The organism is Stenotrophomonas genospecies 5, from assembly GCF_054473825.1.
The window spans coordinates 218,706-231,408 of record NZ_JBTMUW010000001.1 but is presented as its reverse complement, the minus strand read 5'-3'; the positions used below and the strand labels follow the sequence as shown (position 1 = coordinate 231,408).

Sequence of the window (12,703 nt, the reverse complement as noted above, 5' to 3'; positions counted from 1 at the left end):
ATTTCCACGCACCCGAGGTCCCCATGTCCAAGCTCGCCTATCGCCGCATCCTGCTGAAACTCTCCGGGGAGGCGCTGATGGGAGACGAGGACTACGGCATCGACCCGAAGGTCATCAACCGCCTGGCCCGTGAAGTGATCGAGGCCCAGCAGGCAGGGGCCGAAGTGGCACTGGTGATCGGCGGCGGCAACATCTTCCGCGGCGCCGGCCTGGCTGCCGGCGGCATGGACCGGGTCACCGGCGACCAGATGGGCATGCTGGCCACCGTCATCAACGCGCTGGCCATGCAGGACGCCCTGGAGAAGCTGGGCGCCAAGGCCCGCGTGATGAGCGCGATCAAGATCAACGACGTGTGCGAGGACTACATCCGCCGCCGCGCCATCCGCCACCTGGAAAAAGGCCGGCTGGTGATCTTCGCCGCCGGCGTCGGCAGCCCCTTCTTCACCACCGATTCCGGCGCAGCCCTGCGTGCGATCGAGATCGGTGCGGACCTGCTGCTCAAGGCCACCAAGGTCGATGGCGTGTACGACAAGGATCCGAACAAGCACAGCGACGCGGTCCGCTTCGACAGCCTGAGCTACGACGAAGTGATCCGCCGCGGCCTGGAAGTGATGGACACCGCCGCCTTCGCACTGGCCCGCGACAGCGATCTGCCGATGCGGGTGTTCGACATGGGTCAGCCGGGCGAGCTGCTGAAGATCCTCAGCGGCGAGAACATCGGCACCCTGGTCCAGGGCCGCGACCCGGCCTGAGCCTGAGCGCAAGGCGACGCCCGGGCCGATCCAGGCCCGGCAGCGTCCCGTATTCGCCTATAATCGCCCGATTCCAGTTACATCCAGGACCCGGGCGATGCTCAACGACATCAAGAACAACGCGCAGACGCGCATGGCCAAGAGCATCGACGCTCTGAAGCACACCCTCACCTCGATCCGCACCGGGCGTGCCACTCCGGCCCTGCTGGACCGCGTCACCGTCAATGCCTACGGCAATGCCAGCACCCCGCTGAACCAGGTCGCCTCGATCTCCAACGCCGACGCCCACTCGCTGCTGGTCACGCCGTTCGACAAGAGCATGATCAAGGAGATCGAGAAGGGGCTGTACAACGCCGAGTTCACCCCGAATACGCTGGGCACCGCGATCCGCATCAACATGCCGCCGCCGACCGAAGAGCGCCGCAAGGAACTGGTCAAGCAGGTGCAGAAGGAAGGCGAAGGCGCCAAGATCGCGATCCGCAACATCCGTCAGGACGCGAACAAGGAAATCGCCAAGCTGGTCAAGGACAAGGCGATCAGCGAAGACGAGAAGAAGCGCGGCGAAGACGATATCCAGAAGCTGACCGACAGCAACATCAAGGATGTCGACAAAGTCGTCGCGGACAAGGAAAAGGAACTGTTGTCGGTCTGAAGTCGATGCCTTCAGTCCCGCCTCCCCTGCCGGCCGCCCTGCCCCGCCACGTCGCCATCATCATGGATGGCAACGGACGCTGGGCACAGCAGCGCCGCCGCCCGCGCGTGATCGGCCACCGTGCCGGCGCGCGCGCGGTCAACCGCACCATCGAGCGCTGCCTTGAACTGGGCATCCCGGCGCTGACCCTGTTCGCCTTCTCCAGCGAGAACTGGGGCCGGCCGCAGGACGAAGTCGATGCGTTGATGAAGCTGTTCCTGGGCGCGCTCGACCGCGAAGTGGACGAGCTGCACCGCCGGGGCGTGCGCGTGCGCTTCATCGGCGAGCGCGAGCGCTTCGGCGCCTCGCTGGTCAGCCGCATGCAGCTGGCCGAACAGCGCACCGCCGGCAACACCACGCTGACCCTGTCGATCGCCGCCAGCTATGGCGGCCGCCAGGACATCGCCCGCGCGGCGCGCGCACTGGCTGCCGAAGTGGCGGCCGGTCGCCTGCTGCCCGAACAGATCGACGAGGCGCTGCTGGGCCGGCAGATGGCCCTGGCCGACCTGCCGGCACCGGACCTGTTCATCCGCACCGGTGGCGACACCCGCATCAGCAATTTCCTGCTGTGGCAGCTGGCCTACACCGAGCTGTGGTTCACCGAGGCACTGTGGCCGGACTTCGACGCCGCGATGCTGCAACAGGCGCTGGATGCCTATGCGGGCCGTGAGCGCCGCTTCGGCCTGACCAGCGCCCAGATCGCCGCCCTGGCCACTGAGACGTCCAGCCCATGACCAAGACCCGAGTCCTCGCCGCGCTGATCATGGCGCCGGTCGCCATTGCCGCGATCCTGCTGCTGCCGACGCAATGGCTGGCCGCCGCGGCCGCCGCCGTCCTGCTGATCGGCCTGTGGGAATGGCTGAAGCTGGCCGACGTTGAAGACACCCTGGCGCGCACCGTGCTGCTGGTATTGAACCTGCTGCTGATGGTGCTGCTGGTGTGGGCCGACGGCAGTACCCTGGTGCTGTTCCAGATCACCACGCTGGTCGGCGTCGCCTGGTGGCTGGCGGCGCTGGTCTGGCTGCGCTTCTTCAACTTCGGTGCACAGCCGGGCAGCCCCGCGCGCATCCTCAAGCTGCTGGCCGGTACACTGGCCATCGTGCCGGCCTGGGCCGCGCTGGTGCTGATCCACGCCGGCGGCGACCCGCCCGGCCGGCAGGGGCATCTGTGGCTGCTGGCCGCGCTGGCGCTGGTCTGGGCCGCCGATTCGGGCGCCTACTTTGCCGGCCGCCGCTTCGGCAGGCACAAGCTGGCCCCGCGCATCAGCCCGAACAAGACCTGGGAAGGCCTGGTCGGCGGCCTGCTGGCCGGCGTGGCCGTGGCCGTCGGCCTGGGCTGGCTGGCCGGTATCGACCTGGCCCACCTGCCGGGCCTGCTGATCACGTCCGTGGTCGCCGTGCTGGCCTCGGTGCTGGGCGATCTGTTCGAGAGCCTGATCAAGCGCCATGCCGGTGCCAAGGACTCGGGCAACCTGATCCCGGGCCACGGTGGCGTGCTCGACCGTGTCGACGGCGTCCTGGCAGCCGTGCCGGTGTTCGCGCTGGGCAAGGAAATCTTCGGATTCTGACCATGCATGCAGCAGCAGACCTGCGCCGGGTCGCCGTGTTCGGCGCCACCGGATCGATCGGTGCCTCCACCCTGGATGTGATCGCGCGCCATCCGCAGCGCTACCGGGCCACCGTGCTTGCCGCCGGCCGCCAGGTGCAGGCGCTGCTTGCGCTGTGCCGCCAGCATCAGCCCCTGCACGCGGTGATCGCCGACGAGGCCCTGTACCCTGCGCTGCGCGACGGCCTGCGCGAGGCCGGCCTGGCGACCCAGGCCCACGCCGGCCAGGCAGCGCTGGACCAGCTGGCCGCCAGTGACGCCTGCGACACCGTGGTGGCCGCCATCGTCGGCGCGGCAGGGTTGTCCTCGACCCTGGCCGCCGCCGCCGCGGGCAAGCGCATCCTGCTGGCGAACAAGGAATCACTGGTGCTGGCGGGCGAACTGCTGACCCGTACCGCCGAACGTGCCGGGGCCGAGATCATCCCGATCGACAGCGAGCACAGCGCCATCTTCCAGTGCCTGCGCTCGCGCGACGCCAGCCTCGAAGGCGCCGGGGTGCGCCGGATCCTGCTCACCGCCTCCGGTGGCCCGTTCCGTGGCCGCAGCCGCGCCGAACTGGCGCAGGTCACCCCGGCCCAGGCCGTGGCCCACCCGAAGTGGTCGATGGGGCCGAAGATCTCGGTCGATTCCGCGACCCTGATGAACAAGGGCCTGGAAGTGATCGAGGCCCACCACCTGTTCGCCGTGCCGGGTGAACGCATCGAGGTGCTGGTCCATCCGCAGAGCCTGGTCCATTCGCTGGTCGAATTCGTCGACGGCTCGACCCTGGCGCAGATGGGCCTGCCGGACATGCGCACCACCCTGGCCGTTGGCCTGGGCTGGCCGCAGCGCATCACCTCGGGCGTGGCCGGGCTGGATCTGCTGGCGCAGGGCCGGCTGGATTTCGAGGCGCCCGATACCGAGGCCTTCCCCTGCCTGGCGCTGGCCTGGCAGGCGATGCGCGCCGGTGGCACCGCCCCGGCGATGCTGAACGCCGCCAACGAAGAGGCCGTTTCAGCGTTTCTTCAGGGCCGGATCGGTTTCCTGACCATCCCGGCGCTGGTCGCTAACGCTCTTTCAACACTGCCGACCGAGCCAGCCGATACACTGGAGGTCCTGTTGTCCGCCGACCAGCGCGCACGCCTGCTGACCCTGAACGCCATCGACGCCGCCTGAACCGCCCGCCTGCCCAGCCCTGCATGACGACGCCGCCCCTGCCCGCCAACGTGAGCCTGCATGACTGACTTCATCGGATCGGTCTGGTGGATGATTGTCAGCCTGGGGCTGCTGGTCACCTTCCACGAGCTCGGGCATTACTGGGTCGGCCGCCTGTGCGGAGTCAAGGTGCTGCGCTTCTCTGTCGGCTTCGGCCGGCCGCTGTGGTCGCGGCGCGACCGGCATGGAACCGAATTCGCCATTGCTGCGATTCCGCTGGGCGGCTATGTGAAATTCCTCGACGAGCGCGAAGTCGAGGTGCATCCGCAGGAACGCGGCCAGGCGTTCAACCACAAGACGGTCTGGCAGCGCATCGCCATCGTCGCTGCCGGCCCGGTCGCCAACCTGCTGCTGTGCATCCTGCTGCTGTGGGCGATGTTCGTGATCGGCAAGCAGGACTATTCGCCCACCCTCGGCCGCACCAGCGGCATCGCGGCGACGGCGGGGCTCAACAGTGGTGACCGCGTGCTGCGCGTGGACGACCGCCCGGTCAGCACCCTGGGCGAGGCCAGCATGGCCCTGACCGCGGCAGCGATGGACCGTCGTGATGTCACGCTGGACGTGATCGACCGCAGCGATCAGGTGCATGCCCGTACCCTGCCGCTGTCGCAGCTGCCGGCAGGCTTCGATGAACGGCGGGTGCCGATCCTGGCGGGCCTGTACTGGCAGTCATGGCTGCAGCCCGCCCTGGTCGACAGGCTCACACCGGATTCCGTTGTTGCGGGCCAGCTGCAGCCGGGCGACCTCATCGTGGCCATCGACGGGCAGCGCATTGACAGCGTCGACCAGGTGATCGGCGAAATCCAGGCCCTGGGCCGCACCGGCGGCCCCGGCATGATCGAAGTCCTGCGTGGCGGCGAGCGGCTGGCACTGGAAGTGACTCCACGCCAGGGCAAGGACGGCAAGGGCGAGCCGGTCTGGCAGATCGGCGTCGGTTTCCCCACCACCTACAGCCCGGCCTACGACACCCTGCTGCGTTACGGGCCACTGGACGCGGTCACCGTGGCGGTGCGTGAAACCGGCCGGCTGGCCGCCGACTCGCTGGGCATGATGGCCCGCATCGTGACCGGCAAGGCCTCGCTGCAGAACGTTTCCGGCCCGGTCACCATCGCCCGTGTGGCCAATGTATCGGCCAAACGTGGGCTCGACTGGTTCCTGCAGTTCCTCGCGCTGCTGTCGCTGAGCCTGTGCATCATCAATCTGCTGCCGATCCCGATCTTGGACGGCGGCCACCTGCTGTATTACCTTATCGAGTTGGTCAAGGGCAGCCCGCTGAGCGAGCGTGCCATCGCCGCCGGCCAATACATCGGCCTGGCGTTGCTGGCCGGGCTGATGGGGTTGGCGTTCTACAACGACATCCTCGGCCTGGTCCCGCGATGAACTTTTCCACGTTGTTGCCGTCTACAGCGTCGGCATCCCGCACCAATGAAATCGACCTTCCTACCGGACGTGACATGACGCGACTCCCCAATCGCCGCCTGCTGGCCCTCGCCCTCGCCGCCGTCACCGGCGCTCCCGCCCTGGCCCAGGCAGCCGAGCCCTTCACTGTCAGCGACATCCGCGTCGACGGCCTGCAGCGCATCAGCTCGGGTACGGTATTCACCTACCTGCCGGTGGAGCGTGGCGAGACGGTCACCGACAGCAAGGTCGGCGAAACCATCCGCGCCCTGTACAAGACCGGCTTCTTTGAGGACGTGCAGCTGGACCGCCAGGGCAACATCCTGGTGGTGACGGTCAAGGAACGCCCGGCGATCAACAAGCTGACCGTGACCGGCAACAAGGACATCAAGTCCGACCAGCTGCTCAAGGGCCTGTCCGACATCGGCCTGACCGAAGGTGGCACGTTCGATCGCCTGAGTCTGGACCGCGTGACCCAGGAACTGCGCCGCCAGTACAACGACCGCGGCAAGTACAACGTCGAGATCACCCCGACGGTGAGCCCGCTGGACCGCAACCGTGTGGACATCGCCATCGCGATCAAGGAAGGCAAGGCGGCCAAGATCCGCCATGTCAACCTGGTCGGCACCGAGAAGTACGACAGCAAGGACATCCTGGAAACCTGGGAATCCAAGGAGCACAACTGGGCCTCGTGGTACCGCCGCGATGACCAGTACTCCAAGGAAAAGCTGTCCGGCGACCTGGAAAAGCTGAACTCGTGGTACCTCGACCGGGGCTACGTCGACTTCAGCATCGACTCCACCCAGGTGTCGATCAGCCCCGACAAGCGCGACATGTTCCTCACCGCCGGCGTGACCGAGGGTGAGCAGTACAAGATCTCCGAGATCAAGGTCAGCGGCGACACCATCCTCCCGCAGGAGGACGTGGAGCGCATGGTGATCCAGAAGTCCGGCGACACCTTCTCGCGGGCGCTGCTGGAATTCAGCTCGGACACGATCACCAACTCGCTGTCCAACATCGGCTACGCGTTCGCCAAGGTGAACCCGATCCCGACCACCAACCGTGCTGACCAGACCGTTGCCATCAACATGCAGGTGGTGCCGGGCCCACGCGTGTCGGTGCGTCGTATCGTCTTCCGCGGCAATACCCGCACCTCCGACGAGGTGATGCGTCGCGAAATGCGCCAGTTCGAGAACAGCTGGTACTCGCAGGCCGCGATCGACCGCTCCAAGATCCGCCTGCAGCGCCTGGGCTATTTCGAATCGGTGGATGTGGAAACCCCGGCCGTCAGCGGCAGCAACGACCAGGTCGACGTCGTCTACAACGTCAAGGAAACCACTTCCGGCAGCTTCGTGTTCGGCCTGGGCTACTCGCAGTCCTACGGCATGACCACCTCCGTGCAGCTGTCGCAGAACAACTTCCTCGGCGGCGGCAACCGCGTGTCGGTGGAAGCCTCGCGCAGCAGCTACCTGCAGCGCTATGGCTTCAGCTACACCAACCCGTACTTCACCGATGACGGCGTGTCGCTGGGCTACAACCTGTCCTGGCGCGAACTGGACTACTCCGACTTCAACACCGCGCAGTACAACAGCACCAACGGTGCCGCGCAGGTGGTGTTCGGCGTGCCGCTGACCGAAACCGACTCGGTCTCGCTGATGTTCGGCATCGACAGCAACCAGATCTCGACGTACCAGAACGCAACGCCGCAATCGATCATCGACTACATCAACGCCGTCGGCCGCCGCACCTTCCATGCCTGGCGCACCGAGCTCGGCTGGGCACGCGATTCGCGCAACGACTACTTCATGCCGACCCGCGGTACCTACCAGCGCATCGGCCTGGAGACCACGCTGCCGGGTTCGACCGTCGAGTACTACAAGCTGAACTACCAGATCTCCAAGTACTGGCCGATCATGCCGTCGCTGGTGATCAACACGCGTGCGGAAATCGGCTACGGCGACAGCTATGGCAAGGACACCTCGCGTGATCTCTGCTACACCGCGCCGACCGAGGCCAACCCGAACCCGACCCAGACGGTCAACTGCAACCCGGGCTCACCGGATTACAGGAAGACGGTGACCGCCAGCGGCCTGCCGTTCTACGAGAACTTCTACGCCGGCGGTACCAACTCGGTGCGCGGCTTCGAGGACAACACGCTGGGCCCGCGCGAAGTCACCATGGGCTATCCGGAGGGCCAGCCGCTGGGTGGCTCGCTGAAGACCGTCGGTTCGATCGAAGCCTACTTCCCGCGTCTGTTCGACAGCCCGTCGGCCCGCGTGTCGGCCTTCGTCGACTTCGGCAACGTCTACAACGGCGCCGACAACTTCAAGGCCAACGAACTGCGTGTGTCCACCGGTGTGGCCCTGCTGTGGCGCGCCCCGGTCGGCCCGATCTCGATCAGCTATGCGTTCCCGCTGAAGAAGGAAGACGACGACAAGATCGAGCGCCTGCAATTCACCTTCGGCGGGCAGTTCTGACGAACCGCCCTGCGGCTCATCAGAACTGCACGCGTATTCCTCCTATCCCCCGCGCCGCTGGCGCGCCCCCCTTAACAGAAGGGGGGCTCTCCACCAGACGGGGTACGAAGCGCCGGGCTCTGCCCGGCGTTTTCGTTGATGCAGATGACACTGCGCACTGCACGGGCCCTTGGCCGCGCTCGCGGGAGACTGTCCTGAGGCGGCGGGTGGGCCTGGCCAGGACCGTTGGCGCCATGGATGGCGCCATCGAGCACCATGGAGGGGCTTCTGCGTGTCCTGGCCAGGGCCACCCGCCGTCTCCCGCCCGTACCAGGCAGGCGCCACGCTCTGCCCCCGCATGACCGCAATGGCGTCACACGTTAAACTCCCGCCGTGAATACTCCCTCCTACACCGCCCAGCAACTCGCCGAGCAGTTCGGCCTGCAGGTCCATGGCGACCCCGCCACCGCCATCCATGGCGTGGCCACCCTCGCCCATGCCGGCCCTGGCCAGCTGACCTTCCTCGCCAATCCGCGCTACCGCACCCAGCTGGCCGACAGCCAGGCCTCGCTGGTGGTGCTGCGTGCCGACGATGCCGAGGCGGCTCCCGGCGCCGCGCTCGTGGCCAAGGACCCGTACACCACCTTCGCCAAGATCGCCGCGCTGTTCGACATCGCACCGACGCGCCCGCCGGGCATCCATCCCAGCGCCGTCATCGATCCCACCGCCCAGGTCGCAGCCAGCGCCCATATCGGTCCGTTCGTGTCCATCGGCGCCCGCAGCGTGGTCGGCGAGAACTGCATCATCGGCACCGGCAGCGTGATCGGCGAGGATTGCAGCCTGGACAACGGCTGCGAACTGATCGCCCGGGTCACCCTGGTCACCCGCGTCCGGCTGGGCAAGCGTGTGCGGGTCCACCCCGGCGCCGTGCTCGGCGCCGATGGCTTCGGCCTGGCGATGGACGCGGGCAGGTGGATCAAGGTGCCGCAGCTTGGCGGCGTGCGCATCGGCGACGACTGCGAAATCGGCGCCAACACCTGCGTGGACCGCGGCGCGCTGGAAGACACCGTGCTGGACGAAGACGTGCGCCTGGACAACCTGGTGCAGATCGCACACAACGTGCAGATCGGCGCGCACTCGGCCATCGCTGGCTGCACCGGCATTGCCGGCAGCGCCAAGATCGGACGTTACTGCCTGCTCGGCGGCCACGTAGGCGTGGTCGGCCACCTGGAGATCTGCGACAAGGTGGTGATCACCGGCAAATCGGTGGTGCGCAACTCCATCCATGAGCCGGGCGAGTATTCGTCCGGCACCCCGTTGACCGACAACCGCACGTGGCGCAAGAACGCCGCGCGCTTCAAGCAGCTCGATACGCTGGCCCGGCGCATCCTGGCTGTGAGCAAGGAGAAAGAATGAACGACACGCTGCAGCTTCCGATCGATGTCCTCCAGATCCAGGAGCTGATCCCGCACCGCTACCCGTTCCTGCTGGTGGACAAGGTCCTCGAGCTGGATGTGGACGCCAAGCGCATCCTTGCCCAGAAGAACGTGAGCATCAACGAGCCGTTCTTCCAGGGCCATTTCCCGGGCCGCCCGATCATGCCCGGCGTGCTGATCATCGAGGCACTGGCGCAGGCCGGCGGTGTGATGACCCAGCTCTCGCTCGGCCGCGATGCGCAGTCCAAGCTGTTCTACATGGTCAAGGTGGAGAACGCCCGCTTCAACAAGCAGGTGGTGCCGGGCGATGTGCTGCTGCTGGACGTGCAGATGAAGCGGCTGATCCGCAACATGGGCTGGTACTACGGCGAAGCCAAGGTCAACGGCGAAGTGGTGGCCTCTGCCGAGGTCATGTGCGCCGGTGCCAAGGGCTGAGCCATAACGGAGCCAGGAATGACTGACAACGCCCCACGGATCCACCCCACCGCCGTCATCGACTCGTCCGCCCGGCTGGCCGACGATGTGCAGGTCGGTGCCTTCACCCTGATCGGTGCCGATGTGGACATCGGCGCAGGCACGGTCGTCGGCCCACACTGCAGCATTCTCGGACCGACCCGGATCGGCCGCGACAACCGCTTCATCGGCCACGCAGCCATCGGCGGCGAGCCGCAGGACAAGAAGTTCGCCGGTGAACGCACCGAACTGGTGATCGGCGACCGCAACGTGTTCCGCGAGTTCGTCACCGTCAACCGCGGTACCGGCGGCGGCGGTGGCATCACCACGATCGGTGACGACAACTGGATGCTGGCCTATACGCATGTGGCACACGACTGCCACGTCGGCAACGCCTGCGTGTTCTCCAACAACACCACGCTGGCCGGCCACGTTACTGTCGGCGACTACGTGATCATCAGCGGCTTCGCCGGTGCCCACCAGTTCTGCCGCATCGGCGCCCACGCCTTCCTCGGCATGGGTGCGCTGACCAACGGCGATGTTCCGCCGTTCACCATGGTGGGCTCCGATTCGCTGGGCCGTCCGCGCGGCATCAACAGTGAAGGCCTGAAGCGCCGCGGTTTCGATGCCGAACGCATCTCCGCCATCAAGCGTGCCTACCGGACCCTGTACGTGGCCGGCCTGCCGCTGGCCGAAGCCAAGCAGCAGCTGGTGGAACAGGCGCGCGACAGCGAGGACGTGAAGTCCATGCTGGAGTTCATCGAACATGCAGAGAGGCCCCTGCTGCGATGAGCAGCACGTCCGGCCAGGCGCCGGCCGGCGCCGCTGTCATTCCGCTGGCCTCCCTGGCCGGCAGCGTGCCTGCACAGCGGGTGCTCAGCGAGCGGCCGCTGCGGATCGCACTGGTGGCCGGTGAGGCCTCCGGCGACCTGCTCGGTGCCGGCCTGGTGCGCGAGTTGAAGGCCCGCTTCCCGAACGCCGAGTTCGCCGGCATCGGCGGCGATGCCATGCGCAATGCCGGTTGCCAGACCTGGCACGATGCCAGCGAACTGGCGGTGATGGGGCTGACCGAAGTCCTGCGCCACCTGCCGCGCCTGTTGAAGCTGCGCTCGGCCTTCCGCCAGCGCGCGCTCGAGTGGCAGCCGGACGTGTTCATCGGCATCGATGCGCCGGACTTCAACCTGGGCATCGAGCGCTGGCTGAAGCAGCGTGGCGTGCGCACCGTGCATTACGTCAGCCCTTCGGTCTGGGCGTGGCGCGAGAAGCGCGCCGAGAAGATCGGCAACAGTGCCGACCTCGTGCTGTGCCTGTTCCCGATGGAACCCCCCATCTACGCCCGGCACGGAATCGACGCGCGCTTTGTCGGTCATCCGATGGCCGATGACATTCCGCTGCAGGGCAACCGCGACGAAGCCCGTGCCGCGCTGGGCCTGCCGGCCACGGCCAAGGTGCTGGCGGTGCTGCCGGGCAGCCGCCTGGGCGAGATCTCGCGCCTGGGCGAGCCGTTCTTCGAGGCCGCGTGGCAGGTTTCCGAACGGATTCCGGGGCTGCACGTCGTGGTGCCTGCCGCCAATGCCGCCTGCCGTCGCCTGATCGAGGAACAGCTGTCGCGTTCGGCGCTGCCGGTCGCCTACTCGCATGTGCTTGATGGCCAGGCCCGCGACGCCATGATCGCCGCCGACGTGGTGGTGCTCGCCTCCGGTACCGCGACCCTGGAAGCCATGCTGGTGAAGCGGCCGATGGTGGTCGGCTATCGCGTCAACGAACTGACCTACCGCCTGGTCAAGGCGCTGGGCCTGATCAAGGTCGACCGCTTCGCCCTGCCCAACATCCTGGCCGGCCAGGACCTGGCACCGGAGCTGATGCAGCACGACTGCACGCCGGACAAGCTGGCCGCCGCCATCCAGCAGTGGTTCGACCATCCGCAACGGGCCGCCGACCTGCAGGGAACCTATTCGCGCCTGCATGAACGCCTGCGCCGCAATGCCTCGGCACGCGCCGCCGACGCTGTCGGCGAGCTGCTGGTACGCGAGCTGGACAAGGCATGAGCCGCCGCCACGCCGCCGCAGCCAGCCTGGCCCTGTTCGACGGTTCACTGCGGGTTGAACCGGACCGCCTGGTCGCCGGTGTCGATGAGGCCGGCCGTGGCCCGCTGGCCGGGCCGGTCGCCGTCGCGGCGGTGGTATTCGATCCTGCCCGCCCGCGCATCAACGGCCTGGATGACTCCAAGCAGCTCACCGCCGCGCGCCGCGAGCAGCTGTACGATCGAATCATCGATCGCGCCCTGGCCTGGCATGTGGTGCTGGTGGACGTAGCAGCGATCGACCGCCTGAACATCTACCAGGCCACCCTGCAGGGTATGCGCGACGTGGTGGCGGCCGTGGCCCACGTGGCCGGCTTCGCCCGCATCGACGGCAACGTGGTTCCGAAGGGGCTGGTACTGCCGGCGCAGGCGCTGGTTGGTGGCGATGGCATCGACCGCGCGATCATGGCGGCGTCGATCCTGGCCAAGGTGTCGCGCGACCGGTACATGCAGGACCTGCACGTACAGCATCCGTACTACGGTTTCGACCAGCACAAGGGCTACGGCACTCCGGCCCACCTGGCGGCACTGCGTGAACACGGCCCCTGTGGCGAGCACCGGCGCAGTTTCGCCCCGGTGCGTGAATGCCTGGAAAACCCGGCGGCCGCGGCCATCGCCTGAACAACCGCCGCCGG

12 protein-coding genes are annotated in these 12,703 nt (G+C 67.3%); all 12 read left to right on the top strand.

Going from position 1 to position 12,703, the window contains the following annotated elements:
* Positions 1-23 precede the first annotated feature (23 nt).
* Positions 24-752, top strand: coding sequence for a UMP kinase (gene pyrH, locus ACX9OW_RS01040; protein WP_053518314.1), 729 nt, complete (start codon positions 24-26; stop codon positions 750-752).
* 97 nt (positions 753-849) lie between these two features.
* Complete coding sequence (gene frr / locus ACX9OW_RS01035; RefSeq protein ID WP_053518312.1) at positions 850-1,404, top strand: ribosome recycling factor; 555 nt, start codon at positions 850-852, stop codon at positions 1,402-1,404.
* A 5-nt stretch (positions 1,405-1,409) separates the two neighbouring features.
* Positions 1,410-2,177 (top strand): polyprenyl diphosphate synthase, encoded by a 768-nt coding sequence (gene uppS / locus ACX9OW_RS01030; RefSeq protein ID WP_065174698.1) that lies wholly within the window; start codon positions 1,410-1,412, stop codon positions 2,175-2,177.
* Positions 2,174-3,010 (top strand): phosphatidate cytidylyltransferase, encoded by an 837-nt coding sequence (locus ACX9OW_RS01025; protein WP_053518308.1) that lies wholly within the window; start codon positions 2,174-2,176, stop codon positions 3,008-3,010. The genes uppS and ACX9OW_RS01025 overlap by 4 nt, the downstream gene beginning before the upstream one ends.
* A 2-nt stretch (positions 3,011-3,012) precedes the next feature.
* On the top strand, positions 3,013-4,203 hold the full coding sequence (dxr, locus tag ACX9OW_RS01020; protein ID WP_053518306.1) for a 1-deoxy-D-xylulose-5-phosphate reductoisomerase: 1,191 nt from the start codon (positions 3,013-3,015) through the stop codon (positions 4,201-4,203).
* A gap of 60 nt (positions 4,204-4,263) precedes the next feature.
* The gene (gene rseP / locus ACX9OW_RS01015; RefSeq protein ID WP_053518305.1) at positions 4,264-5,622 is read left to right on the top strand and encodes an RIP metalloprotease RseP; all 1,359 of its coding nucleotides are present in this window, start codon (positions 4,264-4,266) and stop codon (positions 5,620-5,622) included.
* A gap of 74 nt (positions 5,623-5,696) precedes the next feature.
* Positions 5,697-8,117, top strand: a complete 2,421-nt coding sequence (bamA, locus tag ACX9OW_RS01010; RefSeq protein WP_197601086.1) for an outer membrane protein assembly factor BamA — start codon at positions 5,697-5,699, stop codon at positions 8,115-8,117.
* A gap of 372 nt (positions 8,118-8,489) precedes the next feature.
* Entirely contained in the window at positions 8,490-9,512 is a 1,023-nt protein-coding gene (gene lpxD / locus ACX9OW_RS01005; protein WP_053519892.1) for a UDP-3-O-(3-hydroxymyristoyl)glucosamine N-acyltransferase, read from the top strand.
* A complete protein-coding gene (fabZ, locus tag ACX9OW_RS01000; RefSeq protein WP_053519893.1) occupies positions 9,509-9,967 on the top strand; it encodes a 3-hydroxyacyl-ACP dehydratase FabZ in 459 nt (152 codons plus the stop codon). Before lpxD ends, fabZ begins: the two co-directional genes overlap by 4 nt.
* A gap of 18 nt (positions 9,968-9,985) precedes the next feature.
* Positions 9,986-10,777 (top strand): acyl-ACP--UDP-N-acetylglucosamine O-acyltransferase, encoded by a 792-nt coding sequence (lpxA, locus tag ACX9OW_RS00995; RefSeq protein WP_459061778.1) that lies wholly within the window; start codon positions 9,986-9,988, stop codon positions 10,775-10,777.
* Entirely contained in the window at positions 10,774-12,033 is a 1,260-nt protein-coding gene (gene lpxB, locus ACX9OW_RS00990) for a lipid-A-disaccharide synthase (RefSeq protein WP_053519895.1), read from the top strand. The genes lpxA and lpxB overlap by 4 nt, the downstream gene beginning before the upstream one ends.
* A complete protein-coding gene (locus ACX9OW_RS00985) occupies positions 12,030-12,689 on the top strand; it encodes a ribonuclease HII (RefSeq protein ID WP_346480039.1) in 660 nt (219 codons plus the stop codon). The genes lpxB and ACX9OW_RS00985 overlap by 4 nt, the downstream gene beginning before the upstream one ends.
* Positions 12,690-12,703 lie beyond the last annotated feature (14 nt).